We start from the raw sequence: 25,676 nt of genomic DNA on the forward strand, positions 1-25,676 counted from the left end.
TTTTCAGGTCCGGGGCTGCAGCTGTTTCTTTATTCCAAGGCTGCTCTATAGTTGACTAAGCAGAATACTTGGATAATAATTGAGGTCCTTCACGCTGCCAGATGTTCATAAAGGCTTTGACTACGTCGGGATCAAATTGTGTCCCTGCATTTTTTCGAATTTCCTCTACCGCAAACTCAACATCGAGCTCTCCTCTATATACCCTCTTGGAGGTCATGGCATCGAACGTATCTGCAACAGCCATAATTCTAGCTGCTATTGGAATTTCGGTATGTCCAATACGGCTCGGGTAGCCGCGTCCGTCAAATCTTTCATGATGATGAAGAATCATATCCAGAATGCCGGACCGTTTAAGATGGGAGATATGACTTAGCATCTCATAGCCCGTATTAGGATGCTCCTTAATAATTTCAAACTCTCCGTCCGTTAATCGGGATGGTTTGAGGAGAATATGCTCAGGCACGCCGATTTTCCCAATGTCATGAAGGATGCCGCCAATATAAATGCGTTCGCACGCTAGCTTGGACAGATTCATTTCTTCGGCGATTTTCCTCGAGTAATAAGCCACGTTATCCGAGTGGTCGGCCGTATAATGATCTCTAGAATCCAAGGCTTTAGCTAATGTAAAGGTGAGCTGAAGCATATTTTGCTTCTGTCTATTGTAATACAAAATCATAAACGAAATCGAAGAGGAGGTTAAGAAATACGTAACGACTAAAGTGAAGACTCTCAGGAGGAATTCATCATGAATGAGAAATATCGGCTGCTTCTCCAAATAAACTCGAAAGAAAACGATAAGAACGACGAGCATGCTGCGAATCCAGGCTTCCTTCCAGAAAGAAAGGCCTACCAGTAAGCTGAGCATTAAATAACCAAACTGAAACAATATGTAATTTTCGAAATAAATGTCGGCCGCAATAACAGCAAGAAATGCGATTCCGAATAAGAAGCGGCTTGTATATTTGCTAAGAATAAAGGTTTCCGCTTGATGAGCGATGTAATTTTTCATAGGACTGAGGACCTCTGCAATCATTCAATTCTTTTCTAAATAATGTATCTGGCTTTATAAAATTATATCACATTCGAATGCTCAACCTCCATATGGAATTACTAGTGCTGTATAAACTCTGCTCATCTATATATCTATCTATAAATCGAGACTCTTTGAATAAGGCGGGAAATATATAAGTTTCCAGGTCTACTTAGCATTTAATCTTTTTAATTGGATAAAATATGTAAATGTGTTAACATGAGTATGAAATTGGGCACGGTAGCCGCATTCATTTCGTCGGCAAGCTAATTGATTATATAGTAGAGACGCGCCAAGAGGTGCTTTTCTCAATCGAGGAGATTTCTCGCTGCTCTCATAGCAACTCCCCAATCAGCGTTAATTCGCAAAGATTACTTAGGGGGTTTATTGTCCTTTTATAATTATGACAGCGCTTACATTATTGAATGAGGTAAGTGATCGCTAGAGCTTTTATTTTAATGAAGGAAGGGAAAATGGAGATGCTCAAAATATTGCTGGCAGACGATGAGGTGTTTGTTCGGAAAGGGCTGATGGAGCTAATCCCATGGGAAGAAATGAAGTTCACGGTAGTCGGGGAGGCGAACAATGGCAAGGAAGCGCTGGAAATGATTAAGGAGCTGGAGCCGGATTTAGTCATTACGGACATACGCATGCCGCTCGTGGATGGGCTTGATCTGATTCGAAGTGTGAAGGAGCATCCCCGGCTTGACCCGGTTTTCATCATAATCAGCGGCTATAGTGACTTTAAATATGCTCAGCAGGCTCTGCGCTACGGGGTGCACGACTATATTATGAAGCCTATTGACGAAGAGGAAATGACGGCGGCTTTACGAAAGCTGACCTACAGCATTATAGAGAAAAAGAAGGCATTGCTGGCCGGAGACAAACAGCAAGGCAGCCCCATCCTAGAAGCGCTGATGCAGGGAGCTTTGGACAGAAAGGAGGCAGAGCCATATTCCGCGATGCTAGGCATGCCGGAAGGTGCAAATATGATGTATGTGTTGGTCGACATTTATGCCGCTCCGCAGGAACAGCTGCCAGACATTAAGATGTTTCAGGAAGCGCTGCATGCTATTGAGGCTAGAGAAGGAGATATTCCCGTCATCGAGGTGCAGCCGGGCAAGTTTGGGCTGCTGTTAAACGTGGACCGGATGCATAAGAGGGAGGGGGGGATTGGACCCGCATTGGAAAGGCTGCGCTTAGCCTTTTCCCATCGCCTGAGCCTAGACATCGGCATGTATGTGGGCAATTCCGTCGATCATGTTGCCGAGCTTCGCCATTCCTATCTGGAGGCTAGCGAAGCGGCCCGGCATAAATATGCTGAACGCGGTGTGATTTGGTTCGCTAAAATTAAAGATCTGCCTCTGTATGTTTTTGATATTAATCCAGACGTTGCAAATAAGCTGGTTTTGCAGCTGGAGGAGGGCAGCAGGGATGCGTATCGTCAAACGGCGGAGGACATGTTCCGATTGTTTCGTGAGCAGCGCTTCACCCCGCAAGCTGTAACGGGGTCTCTTTCCCGATGCATCACCGGAATTATAGCTGTTATTAAGGAAATGGACGGCAGCGAGAAGGAGGCTCGGCGGTTAAAGGAGCTGGCCGAGCGGGAGCATGGCAATTGGAGCCTACAGCTGCTGGAGGAGCATTTTATGCTGGCGCTTGCGGAAGCGGAGGACTACATTGCGCTGCTGCGTCAGGAGTGGTCCAAGGGAAGCATCAAGCAGATCAAAAACTATATTGACGCGCATTATAGCGAAAATATCAGTCTCAAATGCATCGCGGCCATGTTTTATATGAATGCCTTGTATCTGGGCCGGCTTTTTCGCAAAAGCTATGGGGTTTATTTCAATGAATATTTGCTGGAGCTGCGGGTAAAGGAAGCCAAGAAGCTGCTTCGACAGACTGACCTGCGCATGTACGAAATCGCCGCCAGAGTCGGCTTTCAGAATGCGGATTATTTTGTCGCCCAGTTCGAGAAGCGAGAGAAGCTGTCGCCGACCGAATACCGGAACATACTGAACACCAAAGAGCTGGGAGGCTGAATTATGTTTAAATTCAATTTGAACTACATGAAACTGCGCGACAAGCTGCTGCTCATGTACATACTGTCCGTATTCATCCCTATCGTTGTCACTAATGTGGTCTTCTACAACGTGACTACAGTCAATATTCGCAGCCAAAAAACCCGTGATGCCGACATGGCCTTAAATAATCTCAAAAACGACCTGCGCGTAACGGTTGACCAAGGCGTAGGTTTGTCCTATTCCCTATATGCCGATCCCCTCTTTAACAAAACAGTTGCAAGGCACTTTTCCAGTCAGTTGGATTACATTGAGACTTATCAATCTTATCTGAGCGGGGCGTTTTCCGATCAAAACGTGCAGGGTGTCCGCTGGTATCAGGTTTATACAGATAATCCTACCGTTTTGTCCTCGGGCTACATCGATCGCCTGAACGAAGCGGTTCGGCAGTCCGACTGGTATATCCAGTCTAAGTCCTCTTCTGCACTTTATCCGGCTTTTGTTTATGCGGACAAGAAGCTCAGCCTCATTCAACAGTTAAATAACTACCACACCGGCGGTATTGAGCAACTGGTGAAAATTGATTTGAACATGGACTTGCTCGCCCAAAAATTAGGAAGCAGTGCCTTTGGTGGCAAGGTTTATTTGGTTGACCCTGAGGGACGGGTGTGCTTTAGCAATGAACGGGTAGGAGAATGGCAGCAGGCAAATGTCCGTTTCGAGGACATCGCGCTTCCTAAAAATTCGCATTTATTCAAGGCCTCTTTCGAGGGGATTAATTATTTGGAGGGGTGGACGCTCCAAGGCGTGATGAACGAGGGAGTCTTCCTTAAAGAGGTCCGCGATTCGCGGTTCATTGTCATTTGGCTCGCATGCATTAATTTTGTGCTGCCCTCCATCATTATCGCTGTGATGTCGAGGTCTTTGCATGTACGGCTGGTGCAGATTCTAATGCATATGAAGAAGGTGAAGACGCAAACGTTTCAGACCATTCCTCACGAAGAGGCGAGAGATGAAATCGGCCAGCTGACGGTGGAATTCAACCGAATGATGGGAACGATCAATAATTTGATTAATGAGGTGTATATTGCAGATATCCAAAAGAAGGATTTGGAGCTGAAGCAGCAGCAGGCGCAGCTTCATGCCTTGCACAGTCAGATCAATCCCCACTTCCTGTTTAACGCCCTGGAATCCGTCCGCATGAGGAGCGTCATCAAGGGGGAGCGGGAAACGGCAAAAATCATTCATCATATGGCTCAAATGTTCCGCCAGTCTATCTCTTGGAGTCGGAAGCATGTGCTGGTGCGTGAGGAATTGGAGCTGATAAGCAGCTTTCTGGAAATTCAGCAATATCGCTTTGGCGGGAAGCTGGACTACAGCATTGTAGCAGACCCGTCAGCGCTTACCCGCCGAATTCCCAAGATGGTTATTTTGCCTTTTGTGGAGAATGCCAGCATCCATGGAATCGAATCGAGTCCCGACAAAGGAATGATTACGATCTCTGTCACCGAGCGGGAGGATAAGCTTTATATTACATTGGATGATAATGGTATCGGCATGTCTCAGGCCAAGCTGGATGAGCTGTTTCATTATTTGGAGGAAAATGACGATATAGGCGAGCGAGTTGGCATGAAAAATGCCTATTACCGTCTAAAGCTGTGCTACCAGAATCGTTTTGACTTCTCCATTCACGCCAGTGAAGGGACGGGAACGCATATAGAAATTGTTCTGCCGCTGGAAACTGGGGAGTCATAATAGCTGGGAAACAATGGGTATGCTTTTCAAAGAAAAAGGTATGGTTTGTAGGGTAATCAAGAAAGCGCTTTCTTGGTATATTGAAAAGGCTTACAAGTTATGGATGGAAGGGGATTTAGTTGAAATGTACAAAAGCAAGGCAGTAATCGCTGGAATGATTATTTTATTAGCGGCGACTTTCGGAGGGTGCAGCCAGGCGGATACGGGTACGCCTAACAGCACCTCTAATAGCAAGTCCTCATTCGATGCTTCCGCAGCAAGCGGAGAGGAGAACCCGCCCGTAACTTTCTCCTACTATCATTTTTCGACAGGCAAGAAGGACACTCTGGCGAGTGAAACGGTCATCGGAAAAGAATTGCAGAAACAAACGGGTGTCGACTGGAAGCTGGAATACGTCGTGGGCGACAGCGCAACCAAAGCCGGAGTCATGATTGCCAGCGGTGATTATCCTGATGTGATCAGCTCTAGTGGCGAAATGTCGAAGCTGATGGACGCTGGAGCTTACATCCCCCTCGACGATCTGATTGAGGAGTACGGGCCCAACATCAAACGCGTGTACGGACCCTACTTCGATAAGATGCGACAGGAGGACGGGAGCATTTATACCTTGCCGTATACCGCCAATCAGGGCGAGTATATCGGCGGTCCCAATATTGGCGGTGGAGCCTTCTGGATCCAGCGCTCGGTGCTGAAGGAGTTCGACTATCCGAAGATCACCACGTTGGATGAATATTTTGATCTTATCAAGCAATACAGGGAGAAGCATCCGACAATCGATGGCGCGGATACGATAGGATTCGTGTCTCTGGCGGGTGTCGCCAATAACTTCTTTACGCTGCAAAATCCCGCGATGCATCTTGCGGGTTATCCTAATGACGGCAGTGTCATCGTCGATATGGAAACCCATGAGGCCAAGGTTGTGGCCGGAACCGACTATCAGAAAAGATGGATTCAGAAGCTGAACGAAATGAACGCGGAAAAATTGTTTGATCCGGAATCTTTCACGATGAACAAGGATCAATATTTGGCCAAGCTGACCTCAGGACGTGTACTTGGCTACTTTAACTATGCTTGGCAGGTGGGGGATGCTTCCAAAAACCTGTTGGCGGCTGGCATTGACGAGAAGCGTTATGCTCCGCTCCCGATTGTATTCGATAAAGGCATTAAAGATCAGTATGTGGACCCGCCAGGCTTTGTTGCCAACTACGCGGTCGGCATTTCCATCAAAGCCAAAGATCCGATTCGCATCATTAAATACTTTGATCATTTGCTGAAGGAAGAGAATCAAATTCTCGTACAGTGGGGGATCAAGGACCAAACCTACAGTGTAGATGACAATGGCCGCTTCTATTACGCAAGCGATGAGCAGCGCAAATACCATGATGATCTTGAGCTCAGTCGTACATTTGGCTTCACCTATTTCGGCTCAGACTGGCCGCGTTACGGCGGGGAGTCCACACTATCAGACGGCAATGCCTTCAGCCCAGGCAATCAGCCTGAGGTAGCCTATGCTTCTTATACCGAAGGCGATAAGACGATTCTGAACGCTTATGGCGTCGGGACGTTCAGCGAGATGTTTATGAAGCCCGAAGCACGTCCTTGGTTTCCGGCATGGTCCATCGCACTGGAGCAAGGTTCTCCGGAGCAAATTTTCACCATGAAGTCCGATGACCTGCAAAGAAGATATTTGCCTGCTCTTATTATGGAGGCACCGTCCAATTTCAACAAGCTGTGGGAGGAGTATATCAGCGAGCTGAGCAAGCTGGGCAAGAACACCTATGAAAATACGATTACCAAGATTGTAAAAGATCGTGTTGCAGGCAAATGGTGAGTCGAACTGAGCAAGGAGTTGGAAGGAGTCATATCAAGTGGGGAAACTGATGGATTCTGTAGATACGGCGCTAGACGTCGATAGATCAGGCTTAAATAAAATCAAGCTGTTTTATTCTCGCCTTATTCAGCAAAAAACGCTGGTTTTTATGTGTATTCCGTTTGTCATCTGGGCATTTATTTTCAAATATTTACCGCTTTGGGGCTGGACCATGGCCTTTCAAAACTTCAAGCCGGCAAAATCCTTCGGGGAACAGAAATGGGTAGGCTGGCAGCACTTCAACCTCTTATTCGCAGACAGCACCTTCTATCGTGTGCTGCGCAATACCCTGGTCATGAGCTCCATCAAATTAGTGCTGGGCTTCGTTACGGCGATTACGTTGGCGCTGTTGCTTAATGAACTGAAAAACATCATTTTTAAACGGTTCGTTCAGACCGTCAGCTATTTGCCGCACTTCATTTCTTGGGTAGTAGCGTCAAGCATTGTACTGACGGTTTTATCTCCGGATGGCATCATTAATTTGCTCATGATGAAGCTCCAGCTCATTGATAGCCCGGTGCTGTGGATGGGCAAGGGGGAATATTTCTGGGGAATTCTTGGAGCGACTGAGGTTTGGAAAGAGGTAGGCTGGAGCACGATTATTTATTTAGCCGCCATTAGCGCAATTGACCCTTCCCAATATGAAGCGGCTGAGATAGATGGAGCCAGCAGGCTCCAGCGCATGGTTAGCATTACGCTTCCCGGAATGAAGCCGGTAATCATTATTCTGCTAATTATGAACATGGGCAATATTCTTGAAGCTGGATTTGAGCCCCAATATTTGCTGGGCAACGGGATGAACATGATTTATTCGGAGAATCTCGACATATTCGTGCTGAAGTATGGTTTGGGGACAGGCAACTTTTCCTTAGGAACGGCGGCCGGCATATTCAAAACGGTAGTCAGCTTCACCTTCCTTTTCTCCGCTAACTTTATTGCCAAAAAAATGGGGGAAAGCAGATTATTTTAAAAGGGGAACAACGCCATGCAAAAAGGGAAATCGTCCCGTTTACGTACTTCCAGCCTAGGGGACCGAGTGTTCGATAGCTGCAACGTTCTATTTATGATAGGGCTGATGATTGTCACGATTTACCCGTTTGTCAATATGGTTGCCGTTTCCTTCAATGATGCCAACGACGCCATCAGGGGCGGGATTTATTTGTGGCCACGGGAATGGACGCTGGATAATTACGAGTATATTTTCGGAGAATCCGACGTGTATCACGCTACGCTCATTTCGGCGCTGCGTACCGTAATTGGAACCGCGGTGGCCGTATTTTGCACGGCGATGCTTTCCTATACGGTCAGTCGACAGGGGTTTGTACTGCGCAAGTTTGTCACGATGTTTTTCGTGTTTACGATGTATTTCAGCGGAGGCCTGATTCCTGGTTATTTGCTTATTCGAGATTTGGGCCTGATTAACTCCTTTTGGGTTTATATTGTGCCGGGCGTGATTGGGGTGTTCAATATGATCGTCATCCGCTCTTTCATTGAAGGTCTGCCGGAAGGCATTCTTGAATCGGCACGGATTGATGGTGCAGGGGAGTTCATTACTTTCATCCGCGTCGTATTGCCGTTGACTGTTCCAGTCATTGCAACCGTATCCCTGTTTGTAGCGGTAGGGCAATGGAACTCCTGGTTTGATGTGTTTCTGTACAATTCCTCCACTATCAAGCTAAGCACGCTGCAATACGAACTGATGAAAATTTTGCAAACATCCACAACGGCAGCCACGGCTACGGCCGGGGATATTTATCAGGCTGCGGGCGACAGCGGAACGATGGTGACGCCGACTTCGATCCGGGCTACGATGACGATCATTGCCAGCGTCCCGATTCTGATGGTGTATCCGTTCCTGCAGAAATATTTTATCCAAGGGATGACCCTCGGTGGCGTTAAGGGTTAAAGAGTACGGATAACGGCTGCCTGGAGTGAAAGCCAAAGGGATAAATAAGAAGGGAGGTGGTCAGGCGGTTGTTTAAACAGCCGGGAAAGTTTATAGGAAAAACTACTATTATAAGGAGATGAAAGCAATGATCTCAAGTCTGAAAAAGCCAATGTTAGCATTATTGGCATGTTTAACAGCGCTACCGTTAGTATTAACCGTTCCAGGTCCTCCTAAGGTTTCAGCAGCAAGTGATGCCGTTATTAATCTATCGTCAGAAAAACAATTAATAAAAGGCTTTGGAGGCATCAACCATCCGGCTTGGATTGGGGATCTGACAGCATCCCAAAGAGATACCGCTTTTGGCAATGGACAAAATCAGCTGGGCTTTTCTGTTTTGAGAATCTTTGTGGACGGTGACAGCAACAATTGGTACAGAGAAGTGCCAACCGCCAAACGTGCGATAGAGCAAGGCGCACTCGTCTTTGCTTCGCCATGGAATCCTCCTACTAGTATGATCGAGACCTTCAATAAAAATGGGGATACTTCAGCCAAACGACTTAAATACGATAAGTACGCTGCGTATGCGCAGCATCTTAATGATTTTGTCACGTATATGAAAAATAACGGTGTGAACCTTTATGCGATTTCGGTCCAAAATGAGCCTGATTACGCCCATGACTGGACATGGTGGACGCCACAAGAGATGCTTCGCTTTATGAAGGAAAATGCGGGCTCGATTCAAAATACGAAGGTCATGGCACCGGAGTCATTTCAATATCTGAAAAATATGTCAGACCCGATTCTGAATGATCCGCAAGCTCTTGCCAATATGGATATTCTTGGCGCCCATCTTTATGGTACAAGCGTTAACAATTTCGCTTATCCGCTGTTCAAACAAAAAGGAGCGGGCAAAGAGCTCTGGATGACGGAAGTATACTATCCAAATAGCAACAATAACTCGGCGGATCTCTGGCCCGAGGCATTGGATGTTTCCCATCATATTCACAATGCGATGGTTGAAGGAGATTTCCAAGCCTATGTATGGTGGTATATCCGCAGACAATACGGCCCGATGAAAGAGGACGGCACGATCAGCAAACGCGGCTATAACATGGCTCATTTCTCCAAATTTGTTCGTCCTGGCTATGTAAGGGTTGATGCTACGAAGAGCCCTGAAACGAATGTGTCCGTCTCTGCCTATAAAGGCGACAACAAGGTGGTTATTGTTGCCATCAACAAAGGCACCTCGGCAGTCAATCAGAAATTTGTCCTGCAGAACGGGAATGCATCGACGGTATCTTCATGGGTAACAGACAGCACTAGAAATCTTGCAGCCGGATCGTCGATTAATGTGTCGGCCGGTTCCTTTACAGGCCAGCTTCCAGCCCAAAGTGTTACAACCTTTGTAGCTGAATTGGGTGGCGGTGGAAACAATAACAGTGGTACTACTTATGAAGCAGAGACGGGTACAACATTGACCAATTCCGTAGTAGAGGCCATAAATACAGGCTACAGCGGCAGCGGCTATGTCAACTTTAATGCAGCAACCGATGCAGCCATTCAGTGGAGCAGCATTTATGCTTCTATAGCAGGAACTAAAAATGTGAAGTTCCGTTATGCGCTGGAGTCAGGGACAAGAAATCTGGACGTTTATGTTAACGGGACGAAAGTAATCAGCAATGCTGCCTTTACAGCGACGGGCGGCTGGACAACCTGGAGCGAGAAAACGCTTCAGGTATCCATGATCAGCGGGAACAATACCTTAAAGGTGGTAACAACCGGTACAGAAGGACCGAATATAGATAGTGTAAATGTTTCGGCCCAGTAGGCTGGTTAAAGGCCCAGGCTCAAGTATGAGGAAAAGGGGGAACAGAAGTTGAAGGAGGATATGGAAAAATGAGAAAGAAGTGCAGCGCTTTATTATTGGTTTTTGCCTTGCTGTTGAGCTGCCTGCCCGAGATGTCTGCATTTGCCGCCAGTGCGACCATTGCAAAAAATATAGGGAATTCCAACCCGCTGATTGACCATCATTTAGGGGCAGACCCCTTTGCATTAACCTATAACGGAAGAGTCTATATTTATATGTCTAGTGATGACTATGAATATAATAGCGATGGATCGATTAAAGACAATTCATTTGCTAATTTGAAGAGCGTATTCGTCATATCTTCAGCAGATATGGTGAACTGGACTGATCACGGAGCTATTCCGGTAGCAGGTGCAAATGGAGCCAATGGCGGTCAAGGCATTGCAAAATGGGCAGGAGCTTCCTGGGCTCCGGCTGCGGCAGTGAAAAAAATAAATGGCCAGGATAAATTTTTCCTGTATTTTGCAAATAGTGCCGGAGGCATTGGTGTTCTCACGGCAGACAGCCCGATTGGGCCATGGAGCGACCCGCTGGGAAAAGCGTTGGTTACAACCAATACACCAGGAATGTCCGGCGTTGTTTGGCTTTTTGACCCAGCCGTATTCGTAGATGACGACGGTACAGGGTACTTGTATGCCGGTGGAGGCATCCCTGGCGGTTCAAATCCAACGCAGGAGCAAAGGGCAAATCCAAAGACAGCCAGAGTATTGAAATTAGGCGCTGATATGACCAGCATTGTTGGCAGTGCATCCATGATTGATGCGCCGTTCATGTTTGAGGACTCAGGCATGCACAAGTATAACGGCGTATATTATTACTCCTATTGCATCAATTTCAGCGGTACGCACCCCGCCGATAAGCCTAGTGGCGAAATCGGCTATATGACCAGCACGAGTCCGATGGGGCCCTTTACGTATGCAGGACATTTTCTGAAAAATCCGGGTTTCTTTTTTGGTGCTGGAGGAAACAACCATCATTCCGTGTTTAATCTTAACAACCAGTGGTATGTGGTATACCATGCTCAAACAGTCAGCCTAGCCCTATACGGAGCAGGCAAAGGCTACCGTTCGCCCCATATCAATAGGCTGGTGCATAATGCGAATGGATCTATTCAAGAGGTTGCAGCCAATTATGCAGGCGTGTCTCAGCTTGCCAATCTCAATCCCTATAACCGAGTAGAGGCCGAAACGATTGGCTGGAATGGACGCATTTTAACGGAGAAATCTTCAGCAGCAGGCGGACCGGTAAATAATCAAAACGTAACAAGTATTAATAATGGAGACTGGATTGCTGTAGGAAACGCTGATTTCGGTGTGAGTGGAGCCACTACCTTTAAAGCAAATGTAGCATCCACCGTGGGCGGGAATATTGAAGTGCGTCTTGACAGTGTAACCGGTCCGCTTGTAGGAACGCTTAATGTGCCTTCTACAGGTGGAGCGCAAAACTGGAGCTTAATAGAAACAACGGTAAGCGGAGCAACCGGTGTTCACAACGTTTTCTTTGTATTTACCGGAAACGGCACAGGCCATTTGTTTAATTTTGATTACTGGCAGTTTACACAAAATGCTGCTAGTACAGGTACTACTTATGAAGCCGAGACGGGTACAACCTTGACGGCCTCCGTAGTAGAAACCATCAATTCGGGTTACAATGGCAGCGGATATGTCAACTTTAATGCTGCAACCGATGCAGCTATTCAGTGGGGCAGCATCTACGCCGCTGTAACAGGAACTAAAAATGTGAAGTTCCGGTATGCGCTTGAATCAGGGACGAGGAATTTGGATATTTATGTGAATGGAACGAAAGTAATCAGCAATGCTGCCTTTACAGCGACTGGCAGCTGGACAACCTGGGGCGAGAAAACGATTCAGGTACCCATGAATAGCGGGAACAATATTTTAAAAGTCGTAACTACCGGGACAGAAGGACCCAATATAGATAGTGTAAATGTTTCGGCTCAGTAATAATAATTGCACAAAGGCTTCGCCTCCTTTACATGGGGGCGAAGCCTTTTTGTTATGAATTCTAATCAGAACGATAGATATCCAACCGCTGTTGCGTAGGAGTGAGCTGTAATTACCTTTATGATAGACATATCGAGGAGGGATGCAGATTGTACGCTAAGCTTTATAAGTATCGATGGCAATATTTAATGATTTTACCGGGCGTGGTCCTGCTGCTGCTTTTCAACTATATCCCTATGGCTGGCATACAGGTGGCTTTTAGGGATTTTCAAATCGGAACATCCATATGGGATAGTGCGTGGGTTGGCTTTGATAATTTCTCCTTTATCCAAGACCCTCAGTTTTTGACCGTAGTCAAAAATACACTCTATATATCCGTGTTGAAATTTTTATTCGGCTTTCCGGCGCCTATCCTGCTGGCTCTGCTGATTAACGAAGTGACGCGGCCGATGTTCAAGCGATTCGTGCAATCGGTCAGCTACCTGCCCCACTTCTTCTCATGGATTGTAGTCGCTTACATTCTTCAATCCTTTCTGACGCTAGACAGCGGCCTGGTCAACCAGTTTATCAACCAAGCGGGCGGGGACTCCATCTTCTTCTTGGGCTCGACGGAATGGTTTCGTCCCATGGTGGTGCTGAGCGGCTTGTGGAAGGAAACAGGCTGGAATACAATTCTTTATTTGGCGGCCATTACGACGATCGATCCGCAGCTCTATGAATCCGCCAAGGTAGAGGGTGCTGGCAAGCTTGCTCAAATTCGCCACATTACCATCCCGGGCATGCTGCCGACGATAGCGATTGTGCTGATCTTGAGCATTCCGAGCCTGATTACCGTGGGCATGGATCAAATTTATCCGCTGATGAATTCAGCTAACCAGGAAGTTGCTGACGTGCTGGACACGTATATTTTACGCAGCGGTTTACAGCAGGGCTACTTTGGCATGGCTACCGCGGTGGGTTTGCTCTCCTCTATTATCAGTCTGGTTTTAGTCGTTGGGACGAATCAGTTTTCAAGAAAAATAAACGGCGAAGGATTATGGTGATGGCGTATGAAGATGAGCAAAGGTGAAAATATTGCCCAATACGTCATCGTAGCGCTGCTCGGTCTGCTGTGCGTATCCGTGCTTTATCCGTTTTTGTATATGCTGGCGATATCCTTGAATGACGGTGCGGATGCCGCCAAGGGCGGGGTGTACTTGTGGCCGCGGAATTTCACACTGATTAATTATGAGATCGTTCTTGGCAATGAGATTATTCGCAATTCTTATCTGATAACGATTGGCAGAACCGTCATTGGAACGGCTGGCGGACTGCTCGTTACGCTGCTGGTGGCGTTCGGCCTGTCTTATCGTGGACTTCCTTTTAGAGGCACCATTCTCGGCTATATTCTGATTACGATGCTGTTCAGCGGCGGCCTAGTTCCGTACTACATTCAGCTGAACAATCTCGGCTTGATTAATACGTTCTGGGTGTATGTCCTGCCGGGTCTCTTCTCTGTCTGGAATATGTTCGTCATGCTGAAATTTATTCAGGGCATACCAGAGGCGCTGGTTGAATCCGCTGAACTCGATGGTGCGGGTCCGCTGCGGATTTTAATGCAGATGATTATTCCGCTGTCGAAGCCGATGCTGGCTGCGCTAGGCTTGTTCACCGCGGTTGGCCATTGGAATGATTGGTTCGCTGGCGCTTTCTTCGTCACGAAGCAGGAGCTGATACCCGTTCAAACCTTCTTGCAGCAGCTTCTAGCTGCGTCGGATTTGTCCGCCGTACTCGGCTCCAATACCAATCAGGAGGCATTAGCAAGAAGCTCGCAGCTGCAAAATATTACGCTGATGTCGATTAAAATGGCCGTCGTAATGGTCAGTGCGATTCCTATTCTTTGCGTGTATCCATTTTTGCAGAAATACTTTGTCAAAGGGGTCCTGGTGGGCTCGGTCAAAGGCTGATTCTTCGGGTATTAAAGCAACATTTATATACCGATTTGCAGTACAATCTTGTATAGGGGGAGTATGACAGTGAAATCTAAAAAGCTTTTCTTAACCGCATTAACCGCTGCCGTATCGCTGACATTAATGGCGGGCTGCTCTAATTCCGCAACCAATCAGGCAGGCAATGCCAATCAGGCCAGCAATTCCGGTACGGCAAGCGAATCGACGGCTAGCGGTTCAACCTCGTTCAAGCTGTGGCTGGGATGGACAGCAACAACGAATAATGACAGCTTGGTCCAGAAATATTGGCGCGAGAAAGAGCCGGGTGTTGATGTTAAGCTGGAGACGACACAGGGCGATGCAATGACAGCGCTTAATTTGAAAATCAATACAGGCGGCTTTGAAGACGCAGCTATTTTTGGCCGAAATGAAACGGTTAAGAGCGCCATGAACCGCTCGAAACAGCTGATGTCTTTGGAGCAGTATTTTGATATGCCGGATAAGTATCCGGGGCTGGCTGCGATTCCGAAGCAGTATCTCGAATTGATGAAGGATGCGGACGGACATATTTGGTCGATACCGACCTGGTTTGACCAAAATCCTGAAGACCCATGGCCGGGCTGGGCATCGCAAGGCTGGTCCGTCAGAACGGATGTGCTGGAAAACGTTGGCATGACCATAGCTGATCTGGCTACTATAGAAGGCGTAGAGGCTTTTCTGAAAAAAGCGGCTGAACAAAAGGATGCGTCAGGTAAATCGCTGCTTCCCCTTTCGTTTCTAATGGATACGAATGATACGCTCAACTGGAGCGATGAGAACGCAATCCTCACCTCCTTTGGCGTCACGACGGGTGGCAGGGGAATCGAGAAAAAAGGCGATGATTTTGTATTCGCTTACGATGATCCGAACTTTAAGGCAGCTTACGCGTGGATGAACAAAATGTACGTCGCCAAGCTGATTGACCCAGAGGTCGTTACGAATAAAAAAGAGCAATATAATGAAAAAAACAAATCGGGACGCGTCGCCCTGAATGCGGGCAGCTTCTGGAATATTCCGACGTCCGTATGGGAGACGCTTGACGGTCCTACGGAGCCGGGCTGGTTTTATGAGGTCGTTCCTTTCCCGAAGGTTCAAGGTGTAGAGAAAGTCGGTATCAACCAGGTCGTCAATCCGAATCCGGGCTATGATGTGTATATCAGCTCCAATACCAAAAATCTGGAAGCGATTTTAAAGTTTTTTGACTACACGCTGCAGCCGAAGCCTGAACAACAGCATGTAATCAATGAAGGACCGGTTGGACTGTACTGGAATTGGGTTGACCAACCGCTTGGCAAATGGGAGTTCACGGATGAAGCCTATAAAACAAGCCGGAATTCGGGTGATGCTGCCCAGAAAGCGAAGGTGACACCGGAGCTGTATATGACTGCATCCTACAGCAACGAATGGTACCCATGGTGGAACACAGCGGATGGCGGTAAAGCAGGGGCAGCCAAAACGATCAAATTCACAGAGGCCATTGGTAAAATGGGAAGTATCCGGGTTGCCGAGCCGTATGATTTGATAGAAATGAAGGCTGGCGGTCTATGGGGAAAATATTCTCCGGAAATTGAAAATATTCGCAAGGAATATAGAGCCAAGCTGCTGATGGCGAATGATAGCGGCCAATTTGAGACGGAATGGACGAAGTTCCAGGAAGCGCTGGAGAAACGCGGCCACTGGAGCGAGGTCAAGCAGGAATGGCTTGCCGCTTACAATGAGCAAGTAAAATGAACAAGTAGAAGCGGGCAAATGAAATAAAGAATTTGCGGAGCATCCCTTCCTATTGGAAGGGGGCTCCCTTTGCGGTTCATGGAGGAGTGGCAGATGAGGCTGAGACAACGTTTCGAGCAGTGGATCATACGTATGACCCGCTCCATGAGTATGAGGAAGAAAATTGTATTGTTCTATGGTGTCATTGTATTTCTTCCGACCGTCCTGCTGGCCATCGGCGCAGGCTATATGACGCTGCATATCGTTCGTGGCAACTATATGCTCACTATTAAAGAGGCGGTTCGCCAGAGCGCGCAAAGCATTGAATTCCGCAAGCAAAGCTATGATCTGCTTGCTACGCGAACAGCAACTGATGGGGAGCTGGTTTCCAGATTATCGAGAGACTACCAGGACATTTCCGAACAGTATGCGACCGTTCAATATGTGGATCGAGCTTTCTTATTTACGAGCAAATATTTGCCCGGAATCGAAAATTTTCGCATCTACCATACGAACGACACGCTGGTACAGGACGGCGGGCTTCTATGGAAACCAGGAGATCGTAAACTATCGGGTTTAATCGAACAGGAATGGTACAAGGAAAGACTTCAATCGCCAGACAATCTCACTTGGACGAATGCGCTCGACGATAAAACCCGGCTAGTTGTTTCTCACAAAATATTAAACCCGTACGGGGACGTCTATGGGATCGTCTATTTGCGGCTTAATTATAATGAAGTGTTTGCTGAATCGTTTGATCATCCGTTTGACGGTGCGGGAGAAATGTACATCGTAGACAGCGATGAGCAGATTATCGCCTCATCAGAATCCAATGAAATCGGCAGCCACTTGTCCGAATCCTCCTTAAGCGAGCATTGGGGCAGTCCGGAAGGAACGGCAGTAACCGCAGATGGCATGGTGTTAATTCGGCAGAAAATCAATTCAGGCTGGACGGTCGCCGCACTTGTACATCTTGATCGGCTGGAGGAGCAGTCCAAACGCATTTTCTACTATATAGTGGGCGGCATCGCTTTTTTTCTCCTTTTATCGACCTTCCTCATTATGGTTGTGCTCAAAAACGTCATTTGGCGGATACGCAAGCTAGGAATGCGCATGATGGATATTTCCGAAGGCTATTTCGAAGCGACGGTGAGAAACCGGGACAACGATGAGCTGGGAGAGCTGGAGGTTCTATTTAATTCGATGTCTGGACGCCTCAGAAAGCTGGTGGAAGAGCATACAGAGGCGATTTTAAAAGAACGCGAGCAGTCCTTCAAAGCGCTGCAGGCGCAGATCAATCCGCATTTTATTTATAATTCCTTAAGCCTGATCCGCTGGCGTGCCATGGACGTGAAGGATGACATTCAAATTCGGACGATCGATGCTCTGACAACCTTTTATCGGCTGGCGCTCAATAACCGCGTTAATGTGACCCGTATTCGTGATGAGCTTGAGCATCTAAAGGCTTATGTCGAAATCCAGCAGCTGCGTTATCCCGATCAGGTGCACGTAGAATGGCAGGTGGAGACGGACGTTCTTGATCTGTATTCGATTAAGCTCATTTTGCAGCCCATTGTGGAAAATTGCTATTTGCACGGCGGTATTACAACAAGGAAGGGGGCCTTCATACAGATCATGATTAACAAAACCGAGGATGCCATTGCGTTTCAGATTTTTGATAACGGGAAGGGCATTAAACGCGAGAAGCTGGAACGGATCAAGGCAGGCAGCTATATCGGTACGAAAAACGGATTCGGAATGAACAATATACGCGAACGGCTGGCGCTCTATTTTGGCCAAGAGGGATGTTTTGAAATTGAAAGCATGGAGGATGAGTGGACGGCCGTGACCATTCATATTCCGATCTGCAAGGAAGCTCCTGAAATTAAAAGGGGGGATGGAGCATGATGCAAGCACTGATCGTTGATGACGAGCCGATGCAGGTTCAAGGACTTGTCCGCCACATTGACTGGGAGGCGCTAGGGTACGAGCAGCCAATGACCGCACAATCGGGTGAGGAAGCCATTGCCATAATGGCAGAAGCTCATGTGGATGTTCTGATCACCGACGTGTCGATGCCAGGAATGACGGGGATAGAGCTGCTGGCCAAGTGCAAGTCGGACTACCCGAAGCTTGCGTCCCTGCAGACGGTGATGATAAGCGGCTACGACGAATTCGAATTTGTTCAGGAAGCGATTCATCTGGGGGCAAAGGCCTACGTTCTCAAGCCGATTAAGACGGACGAATTGGAAGCGAAGCTTGCGGCATTTCGCGATTCACTTGAGAAGAAAAACCATATTGAGCTGGAGACAAGCAAGCTGAAAGAAAAAGTGACGGAAAGCTATGAGGTGCTGCAGGAGCATTACGTCAAAGATTTGATAGAAGGTGCGATTCAAAGTGACGAGCTGCTCGAATCCTGGTGCCGTCTGCTCGATTTGCCGTCAGAAGACTGGCAGGCTACGCTGTTCCTGTTCGGCTATGACCGTCTGTTTCCGTCCAATCCGCATGACGCCAAGGAGCGAATTATGCTCAGCGAAGGGCTCATCAAATGTGTCAAAATGGGTCTGTCCGAGTTTGCAGGCACGTATATCGGCAAGACTGGCGCGGACGAAGTAGCAGTCATATTATTGAATGCCTCTCCGATTGACCGTGTGAAGCTGGAGAAGCAGCTTTCTTTTATCCAGGATGTTCTGAAGGAGCAGTACAACGCTTCCGTTACCGTCGGAATCAGCAGGGAATGCCAGACTTGGTCGGACATTCCGCTGTTATATAAAGAAATCAAGCATATGATGGCAAGCGCCAGAATGGCCGGATATGGGCAAATTTTGTATTTCGACCACGCTGAAATGATTGAATATCACGATTTTCGATTGTACGAGGAATATTTTCCAGAAATATTAAAGCTGCTTGATAGCGGGGAAAGCGAGAACGCTATCGTCTATTTCAACCATGCGTTTGAGATGCTGCTGGCGCAGAAGCCCATGTCTTTTTCATATGTGCAGGCCTTTGGCATGGGATTAATTAGTGAACTGATCCGCAAATTGAAGCGCACAAAGGAAACGGACGCCGAGATGAATATTCTGCTGTGGCAGCGGATGATTGACTGTAAGGATGTGGAGGAAATAAGAACGGTCGTAATGGCCTTCCTCGCCCAGTATATCCAGCTGAAGCAGAAGGAGCAAACCGTTCAGCAGCATAACCTGATCCAGAAGGTGTCCCGCTATTTGGAGGAGCATCTGCATAATAACGTAACGGTGAAGCAGCTGGCGGAGCAGTTTCATCTGAACTCCAGCTATTTGAGCGTATTATTCAAAAAAGAAATGGGTCGAACGATATCAGATTTTGTCCAGGAAGCGCGTATGAACAAGGCCAAGGAACTGCTCCGGGACCCAAACATCAAGATATATGAAGTGTCGGAGCAGGTTGGATTTCAAACGGCGGCCTATTTCACCTTTTTATTCAAGAAGCTGACTGGAACGACTCCGCAGGAGTTTAGAGATTATTATTATGAGGAGTGATATTTTGCTGACATCAATCAACCTGGAGGGCGAATGGAAGCTGCAGCTGGACAAGGACAAGAGCAGGTTGTCGCAGCCGTTTACAGATTCCATTAAGCTGCCCGGAACGACATCCTACGCCCGGAAAGGTCCGAGGAACGAAACGAAGTTAGTAGGGGCCTTGACCGATGAGTATTCGTTCGAAGGGTATGCATGGTATTCGAGAGAGGTAGAAATTCCCGAGGGGCTTGCTGAAAAGACGTGTTTTCTCTATCTGGAAAGAACGAGAATGACGACGGTATGGGTGGGCGACCGCGGGGTCGGCTCGCGGGACAGCCTGAATACGCCGCATCTCTACGAATTGACGGGACTGCTTCAAAGCGGTCCGCAGACGATTACCATCCGTGTCGACAATACGGATTATCCAACGAAGGGCGGCCATATGACTTCCCCTGATACGCAGACCAATTGGAACGGAATTACAGGCGGCATCGAGCTTCATTTTTATAACGCTTCGTATTTGACCGATATCCAGCTCTACCCAAATTTGTCCGCGCGCTCCGTGAAGGTGGAAGCTGGCGTGCAGGGAGCGTTCAACGGCAGCCTAACGGTATCCGCAGCCAGTTGGAACTCCGAAACTGTGCATACGGTGGCGGAGAAGGAGTATAGCTTCACTTCCCAAGTCATTTCACTTGAATATGCATTAGGGCAGGACGCGCTGCTATGGAGCGAAGCCACTCCTCATTTGTATACCGTAAGCATCTGTTTGAAGGATGAGACAGGCGAAATCGTTGACCAGCAGCAGCGGAGCTTCGGCCTGCGGGAATTTAGAACGGATGGAAATAAATTTACAATTAACGGCAGCAAAACGTTCCTCCGGGGCAAGCATGACGGATTGATTTTTCCTCTAACGGGATATGCGCCGACGGATGTCGAGGAATGGCTGAGAATTCTTGGGATTTCGAGGTCCTACGGCATTAACCATTACCGCTTTCATACGTGCTGCCCGCCTGAGGCTGCGTTTACCGCAGCGGACATGCTGGGGATTTACATGGAACCGGAGCTGCCTTTCTGGGGGACGATTACCGAAGCGACGGATGAGCGCCATAACCAGACGGAGCAAGACTACTTGATTAGCGAGGGATATGCCATTCTCAAGGCGTTCGGCAATCATCCGTCCTTTGTCATGATGTCGCTGGGCAATGAGCTGTGGGGCAGCAGAGCCAAAATCGATGCGATTTTGCAAGCCTATAAAGCGTTCGACAGCAGGCCGTTGTATACACAAGGCTCCAATAATCATCAATTTTCTCCTGCTGTTCTTGAACATGATGATTTCTTCTGCGGGGTGCGTTTCTCGAAGGAGCGGCTGTTCAGAGGTTCTTATGCGATGTGTGATGCCCCGCTAGGCCATGTTCAGACCGACGTTCCGGGTACGTTAAAGGATTATGACGACCAAATTATGCCGCCAGATTTTCAGCATAACGAGGGCGCGTCGGGTGAAGCTGGAGGCGTCATTCAAATCCAGTACGGCACGGAAGCGAAAGCTGTCCAGCTCGGCGACGCCTCGGGGGAATGGATTCCCCACATTCCGGTCATTTCCCATGAGATTGGGCAATACGCGACGTATCCGAATTACGATGAAATAGAGAAGTATACAGGCTCGCTGAAAGCGGAAAATTTTATCATTTTTCAAGAGCGCCTCAAAGAGAAAGGGCTGGATCATCTGGCCAGATCATACTTTGAGAGCTCGGGGCAGCTGGCAGTAGCCTGTTATAAGGAAGAGCTGGAGGCTGCTTTTCGCTCCAGAAAGCTTGCCGGCTTTCAATTGCTCGACCTTCAGGATTTTAGTGGACAAGGAACGGCGCTCGTTGGCATATTGGATGCCTTTATGGATTCCAAGGGGCTGATTACGCCGGAGGAATGGCGGACCTTCTGCAGCGATGCCGTCCTTATGGCGAGGTTTGCTAAATACAACTATACGTCGACCGAACGCTTCGAGGCTCATGTGGAATTGTGCTGGTATAGAAATCAGCCACCCGGTGCAATCAAGCTTCAGTGGGAGCTGGCGGATGGACAGGGGGTACTGGCGTCCGGTGCAGCTGAGGTGGAAATATTGGAGCAGCAAAATGACATTGATATTTGCGAGCTGAGCATTGAAATGCCCGCCGTCGCTGTTATGACCAAAGCTGTGCTTTCCCTGCGGATTTTGGAGACGGATATTCGCAAGTCCTACGAGCTCTGGATTTATCCGCAGCAGGTGGAAGCGGAGCTGTCCAAAGTCCATCGTTTTGAGTCGCTTACGGCCGAGGCTCTTGCTTTATTAGAGCAAGGGGAGAAGGTATGGCTGATGCCGAAGCCGGAACATTTAAGCCATGGAATCGAAGGCTTCTATAGTACGGATTTCTGGTGCTACCCGATGTTTCGGTCCATCTCGGAGAGCATGAACCGTCCGGTTCCCGTCGGCACAATGGGGCTTCTCGTCGACAACAGCCACCCGGTCTTCCGGGACTTTCCGTGCGAGCCGCATTCAACTTATCCTTGGTGGAGCATCGTATCCCATTCAAAGTCGATTATTATGGACGGCACGAGCAGGGAATGGAGCCCTATTGTACAGACCATCGACAATTTTGAGCGCAATCATAAATTAGGTTTTCTGTTCGAATGCCGCGTAGGAAAAGGCAAGCTGCTTATTTGTTCGCTCGACGCGGATAAGGTGCTAGAAACACCGGAAGGAAAACAGTTTTTGTCCAGTGTGATCAAATATATGGAATCAGAGCAGTTCAAGCCGCAGTACGAAGCCAGCGTGACAGAGCTGCTGGAGCTTATTCAATAAAGAAGTATAGGGGAAAAAGAATAACCGCTTGCCTGCTCTGGAATGGCAAGCGGTTATTTTGCTTGCCCGCGAAGACCGTCGCATAGAATCGACACGACGCGGTCTGGAAAAGTCCCACCGTCCCCGGTCGCTTGCAAAATGCCAATAAGCAGCACCTTGATATCCTCAAGGCGAGCATCAGCCCGAACGGAGCCGTTTTGCTTGGCACGGGCGAGCAGCTTGTCGATCCCTTGCCAAAAATCTCGCGCAACGTCCGAACGGCCAGCCTCTACATTCAGACTGCTGACAAGGGCATCGGTGATCGCCTTATTTGCAATCCCCTCGCGTATGATGGTTGCAAAATATTGAAAGAACGCTTCGCCCGGATCGTCGTGGGCAAGCCATTGCTGGGCTTCTTCCATAAGCCTCGCCTTGTGGCTGACAATGACGGCTCCAAACAAATCCTCCTTCGTTGGAAAATGCCGATAGACGGTTCCTACGCCCACGCCTGCGCGCCTTGCGATTTCATCCATCGAGACGGAGATGCCCTCGGTCATAAAAACTTGATGGGCGACATGGAGCAGATTATCCCGATTTTTTTTGGCATCTGCCCGCAATGCCTTCTCGGGAGGCGCGGCGATGAAGGACACTGTAGGGTCAGCTTCTACAGCTGGAATATTTTTTTTAGACATTTTCGCATAACACCTCTTTATAAATATTACATCAATAGCGATTTGTTGACAAACGGAGAGTGTTCTCCGTATAATATTGAAAACGGAATGAATCCTCCGTTTATGGCGAGAAAGTAGGGGATTAAAAACATATGCAAAATTCACCGAGCAAAAGCGCGCTGTTGGTCATGGATATGCAAAACAGCGTTGTGTCGAGGTTTGTAGCTAGCGAGGAGGCACTGCTTCCGTTCCAAAAAGCGATTGAAGCTGCGCGCAGTCACGCTATTCCTGTTATTTACGTACGTGTTGCTTTTCGTGCAGGCTATCCCGAGATTAGTGCTAGAAACAAAATGTTCGCAGGTATTGCCAGTCGGTCCGGAGCCGTGGCGGCTCCAGAAGCGATGATGCAGATTCATGAATCGGTGCAGCCTCGACAAGGCGAGCCGATAGTGACGAAGGTCCGAGTGAGCGCGTTCGCCGGAAGTGACCTTGAGGTCATTCTTCGCTCCCAACAAATCGACACCCTCATTCTCAGCGGTATCGCCACAAGCGGCGTCGTTCTATCGACATTGCGGGAAGCAGCAGATAAAGATTTTGCCCTTACGGTGCTTTCCGATGCCTGTATCGATGCCGACCCCGAGGTTCATCGCGTTCTAACCGAGAAGGTATTCCCCCAGCAGGCCGAGGTGGTACCTGTCGAAGCGTGGGTGGCTTCTTTGCCAGCTAACTCATGACCATGTAGCACAAGAACATCATCTGGTACGAGTGGTATCGCTTGATACATATAGGTGCTAAAATAAGTACATGACAAATGAAAGGATGATCGAATGTGGCGGTTAAGACCGAGAAAGAAAAGATGTTAGCAGGAGAATTATATATTGCTACAGACCCACAACTATCTAAAGACCGGGAAAACGCTAGGAAACTGACCCGGTTGTTTAATCAAACCTTAGAGACAGAGCATGTTGAACGGATAGATCTTCTCAAACAGCTTTTCGGCTCAACAGGGGAAAATATATATATCGAACCGACGTTTCGCTGTGATTATGGGTACAACATCCATGTAGGCAACCATTTTTATGTTAACTTTGATTGTGTGATCTTGGACGTTTGTGAAGTCCGTATCGGGGAAAATTGTTTTATAGCACCAGGCGTACATATCTATACTGCCACTCATCCTTTAAACCCATTTGAACGTGTCTCTGGGGCAGAGTTTGGAAAGCCTGTAACGATTGGAAACAATGTTTGGATAGGGGGAAGAGCAGTTATAAATCCAGGCGTTACTATTGGTGATAATGTAGTTATAGCTTCTGGAGCAGTAGTGACCAAAGATGTTCCTGACAATGTTGTCGTAGGTGGCAATCCTGCAAAAGTCATTAAAAGCATAGACATTTAAACAGTTCCTCAAAAGAAAACCACTCCATTTTTGGAGCATACCCCTTGTTGTAGACATTGGAAAAACACCCTGGTGTTTAAACCGATGAACACAATAGGGGGTGCTTTGCATAGGGTGACAAAAATGGGTAGAAGTAAGTCACGTATAGCTTTCTTAGCGTATCTTAAATAAGGACAAGTTTTGATATAATGGCTGAGGAGGGGGGAAGAACATGCACACGATAGAGAGCTTAATGAAGCAATTAGAGCAGCTGGGCATTGACGGCCAAGGAACGCTGCTCGTCCATTCGTCGATGAAAAGCATGGGGCCAGTCGAGGGTGGCGCAGACACCGTCCTGGATGCGTTCACCGCCTATATGAAGGATGGGCTGTTGGTGCTGCCCACCCATACTTGGTCCTACATCAATGCGGATAATCCGAAATTTTACGTGGATCAGTCGCCTTCCTGCGTCGGAATTTTGCCTGAGCTTTTTCGCAAGCGGCCTGGTGTGGTGCGCTCGTTGCATCCCACTCATTCGGTGGCAGCATTAGGCCTGGATTCAATAGCGTTCACAAATGACGATCATCGTTTCGATACTCCCTGCGCTAGAGGCTCTGCATGGGGAAAGCTGCTCGACCGAAGAGCGACGATATTGCTGGTTGGGGTCGATTTAAAGCGCAACACCTTTATTCATGGCGTCGAGGAATGGGTGGACATACCGGGCAGAATGACCGATAGCCATGAGATGCTGTTCACGGTATTGCCTGATGGAACAGAAATATCGGTACCTTCCCGCCGGCATTGCGGGCTGTCGTGGTCGCAGCATTTTTGGAAGGTAGACGGTGTGCTTGAAAGTAAAGGTGCCATGCATAAAGGTCGTCTGGGCGATGCCGTTGTAAGGGTCTGTGATGCGGCTGCGGTAGCGGAAGTAATAACGGAAATGCTTAAGGAAAATCCGGATTTGTTCTCGGATAATTATCCATTGAATCATGAATAGAAATGTAAGAAAGGGCCATCCGGTAAAGGCTGGCCCTAAGGCAAGACCCTCGTAAAACTTTCGGAATCTCTCCCCAAAACAACGTTTTCTCCTGCCATAGTTTAAATATGAAACGTTCAAGCATCGGCAATACAAAGGAATGTATGAAGAAATAGGACATAGGTTGGTTGGACTGCGATTGTGTGGGCTAGCTCGCGGTCTTGACTGTATGATAAGATGTGGTTAATTTAACCAAAGCTATTTTATAATATC

The 25,676-nt window shown here is 47.9% G+C and carries 18 protein-coding genes; 16 read left to right on the top strand and 2 right to left on the bottom strand.

Annotation, left to right across the window (positions count from 1 at the left end; translation table 11 throughout):
• Nucleotides 1-55: 55 nt before the first annotated feature.
• Nucleotides 56-1,009, bottom strand: coding sequence for an HD-GYP domain-containing protein (locus tag ABEW34_RS24815; protein WP_430162324.1), 954 nt, complete (start codon nt 1,007-1,009; stop codon nt 56-58).
• A gap of 494 nt (nt 1,010-1,503) precedes the next feature.
• On the opposite strand from ABEW34_RS24815, the gene ABEW34_RS24820 reads away from it, so the two are divergent.
• From ABEW34_RS24820 to ABEW34_RS24880, 13 genes are all read left to right on the top strand, one after another.
• The gene (locus tag ABEW34_RS24820) at nt 1,504-3,072 is read left to right on the top strand and encodes a response regulator (protein ID WP_430162326.1); all 1,569 of its coding nucleotides are present in this window, start codon (nt 1,504-1,506) and stop codon (nt 3,070-3,072) included.
• Between the two features lie 3 nt (nt 3,073-3,075).
• Nucleotides 3,076-4,806, top strand: a complete 1,731-nt coding sequence (locus ABEW34_RS24825) for a sensor histidine kinase (RefSeq protein WP_430162328.1) — start codon at nt 3,076-3,078, stop codon at nt 4,804-4,806.
• A 124-nt stretch (nt 4,807-4,930) separates the two neighbouring features.
• A complete protein-coding gene (locus ABEW34_RS24830; RefSeq protein WP_430162330.1) occupies nt 4,931-6,637 on the top strand; it encodes an ABC transporter substrate-binding protein in 1,707 nt (568 codons plus the stop codon).
• Between the two features lie 49 nt (nt 6,638-6,686).
• Entirely contained in the window at nt 6,687-7,646 is a 960-nt protein-coding gene (locus ABEW34_RS24835) for an ABC transporter permease (RefSeq protein ID WP_430162523.1), read from the top strand.
• 15 nt (nt 7,647-7,661) lie between these two features.
• Nucleotides 7,662-8,582: a carbohydrate ABC transporter permease gene (locus ABEW34_RS24840; protein ID WP_430162332.1), complete on the top strand. Its 921-nt coding sequence runs from the start codon at nt 7,662-7,664 to the stop codon at nt 8,580-8,582.
• 127 nt (nt 8,583-8,709) lie between these two features.
• Entirely contained in the window at nt 8,710-10,392 is a 1,683-nt protein-coding gene (locus ABEW34_RS24845) for a carbohydrate-binding protein (protein ID WP_430162334.1), read from the top strand.
• A gap of 68 nt (nt 10,393-10,460) precedes the next feature.
• Nucleotides 10,461-12,395, top strand: a complete 1,935-nt coding sequence (locus ABEW34_RS24850; RefSeq protein ID WP_430162336.1) for a carbohydrate-binding protein — start codon at nt 10,461-10,463, stop codon at nt 12,393-12,395.
• Between the two features lie 149 nt (nt 12,396-12,544).
• A complete protein-coding gene (locus ABEW34_RS24855) occupies nt 12,545-13,438 on the top strand; it encodes an ABC transporter permease (RefSeq protein ID WP_430162338.1) in 894 nt (297 codons plus the stop codon).
• A 6-nt stretch (nt 13,439-13,444) separates the two neighbouring features.
• Nucleotides 13,445-14,341, top strand: a complete 897-nt coding sequence (locus tag ABEW34_RS24860) for a carbohydrate ABC transporter permease (RefSeq protein ID WP_430162340.1) — start codon at nt 13,445-13,447, stop codon at nt 14,339-14,341.
• 69 nt (nt 14,342-14,410) lie between these two features.
• Entirely contained in the window at nt 14,411-16,093 is a 1,683-nt protein-coding gene (locus ABEW34_RS24865; protein WP_430162342.1) for a hypothetical protein, read from the top strand.
• A gap of 93 nt (nt 16,094-16,186) precedes the next feature.
• On the top strand, nt 16,187-17,980 hold the full coding sequence (locus tag ABEW34_RS24870) for a cache domain-containing sensor histidine kinase (protein ID WP_430162344.1): 1,794 nt from the start codon (nt 16,187-16,189) through the stop codon (nt 17,978-17,980).
• Nucleotides 17,977-19,590, top strand: a complete 1,614-nt coding sequence (locus tag ABEW34_RS24875; RefSeq protein ID WP_430162346.1) for a response regulator — start codon at nt 17,977-17,979, stop codon at nt 19,588-19,590. The genes ABEW34_RS24870 and ABEW34_RS24875 overlap by 4 nt, the downstream gene beginning before the upstream one ends.
• Nucleotides 19,591-19,594: 4 nt before the next feature.
• Nucleotides 19,595-22,402, top strand: a complete 2,808-nt coding sequence (locus ABEW34_RS24880; RefSeq protein WP_430162348.1) for a sugar-binding domain-containing protein — start codon at nt 19,595-19,597, stop codon at nt 22,400-22,402.
• 53 nt (nt 22,403-22,455) lie between these two features.
• Here the strand turns inward: ABEW34_RS24880 and ABEW34_RS24885 are convergent, their stop codons facing one another.
• Nucleotides 22,456-23,073 carry a TetR/AcrR family transcriptional regulator gene (locus ABEW34_RS24885; RefSeq protein ID WP_430162350.1) on the bottom strand — a complete coding sequence of 206 codons (618 nt, stop codon included), beginning with the start codon at nt 23,071-23,073 and terminating at the stop codon, nt 22,456-22,458.
• Nucleotides 23,074-23,204: 131 nt separating this feature from the next.
• Between ABEW34_RS24885 and ABEW34_RS24890 the strand changes: the two genes are divergently transcribed.
• The 3 genes from ABEW34_RS24890 to ABEW34_RS24900 all read left to right on the top strand — a co-directional run bounded on the left by ABEW34_RS24890 (nt 23,205) and on the right by ABEW34_RS24900 (nt 25,424).
• Nucleotides 23,205-23,786, top strand: a complete 582-nt coding sequence (locus tag ABEW34_RS24890; RefSeq protein ID WP_430162352.1) for a cysteine hydrolase family protein — start codon at nt 23,205-23,207, stop codon at nt 23,784-23,786.
• 95 nt (nt 23,787-23,881) lie between these two features.
• The gene (gene maa, locus ABEW34_RS24895) at nt 23,882-24,448 is read left to right on the top strand and encodes a maltose O-acetyltransferase (RefSeq protein WP_430162354.1); all 567 of its coding nucleotides are present in this window, start codon (nt 23,882-23,884) and stop codon (nt 24,446-24,448) included.
• Nucleotides 24,449-24,659: 211 nt separating this feature from the next.
• On the top strand, nt 24,660-25,424 hold the full coding sequence (locus ABEW34_RS24900; RefSeq protein WP_430162356.1) for an AAC(3) family N-acetyltransferase: 765 nt from the start codon (nt 24,660-24,662) through the stop codon (nt 25,422-25,424).
• The last annotated feature ends 252 nt before the right edge of the window (nt 25,425-25,676 follow it).

This window comes from Paenibacillus algorifonticola, assembly GCF_050481745.1.
Lineage (GTDB): Bacteria > Bacillota > Bacilli > Paenibacillales > Paenibacillaceae > Pristimantibacillus > Pristimantibacillus algorifonticola_A.

What these genes read in the sequence shown, in the direction of transcription:
- ABEW34_RS24815 (WP_430162324.1), bottom strand. Translation starts at nt 1,009, where the DNA reads ATGAAAAATTACATCGCTCATCAAGCGGAAACCTTTATTCTTAGCAAA.
- ABEW34_RS24820 (WP_430162326.1), top strand. Translation starts at nt 1,504, where the DNA reads ATGGAGATGCTCAAAATATTGCTGGCAGACGATGAGGTGTTTGTTCGG.
- ABEW34_RS24825 (WP_430162328.1), top strand. Translation starts at nt 3,076, where the DNA reads ATGTTTAAATTCAATTTGAACTACATGAAACTGCGCGACAAGCTGCTG.
- ABEW34_RS24830 (WP_430162330.1), top strand. Translation starts at nt 4,931, where the DNA reads ATGTACAAAAGCAAGGCAGTAATCGCTGGAATGATTATTTTATTAGCG.
- ABEW34_RS24835 (WP_430162523.1), top strand. Translation starts at nt 6,687, where the DNA reads ATGGATTCTGTAGATACGGCGCTAGACGTCGATAGATCAGGCTTAAAT.
- ABEW34_RS24840 (WP_430162332.1), top strand. Translation starts at nt 7,662, where the DNA reads ATGCAAAAAGGGAAATCGTCCCGTTTACGTACTTCCAGCCTAGGGGAC.
- ABEW34_RS24845 (WP_430162334.1), top strand. Translation starts at nt 8,710, where the DNA reads ATGATCTCAAGTCTGAAAAAGCCAATGTTAGCATTATTGGCATGTTTA.
- ABEW34_RS24850 (WP_430162336.1), top strand. Translation starts at nt 10,461, where the DNA reads ATGAGAAAGAAGTGCAGCGCTTTATTATTGGTTTTTGCCTTGCTGTTG.
- ABEW34_RS24860 (WP_430162340.1), top strand. Translation starts at nt 13,445, where the DNA reads ATGAAGATGAGCAAAGGTGAAAATATTGCCCAATACGTCATCGTAGCG.
- ABEW34_RS24870 (WP_430162344.1), top strand. Translation starts at nt 16,187, where the DNA reads ATGAGGCTGAGACAACGTTTCGAGCAGTGGATCATACGTATGACCCGC.
- ABEW34_RS24875 (WP_430162346.1), top strand. Translation starts at nt 17,977, where the DNA reads ATGATGCAAGCACTGATCGTTGATGACGAGCCGATGCAGGTTCAAGGA.
- ABEW34_RS24885 (WP_430162350.1), bottom strand. Translation starts at nt 23,073, where the DNA reads ATGTCTAAAAAAAATATTCCAGCTGTAGAAGCTGACCCTACAGTGTCC.
- ABEW34_RS24890 (WP_430162352.1), top strand. Translation starts at nt 23,205, where the DNA reads ATGCAAAATTCACCGAGCAAAAGCGCGCTGTTGGTCATGGATATGCAA.
- ABEW34_RS24900 (WP_430162356.1), top strand. Translation starts at nt 24,660, where the DNA reads ATGCACACGATAGAGAGCTTAATGAAGCAATTAGAGCAGCTGGGCATT.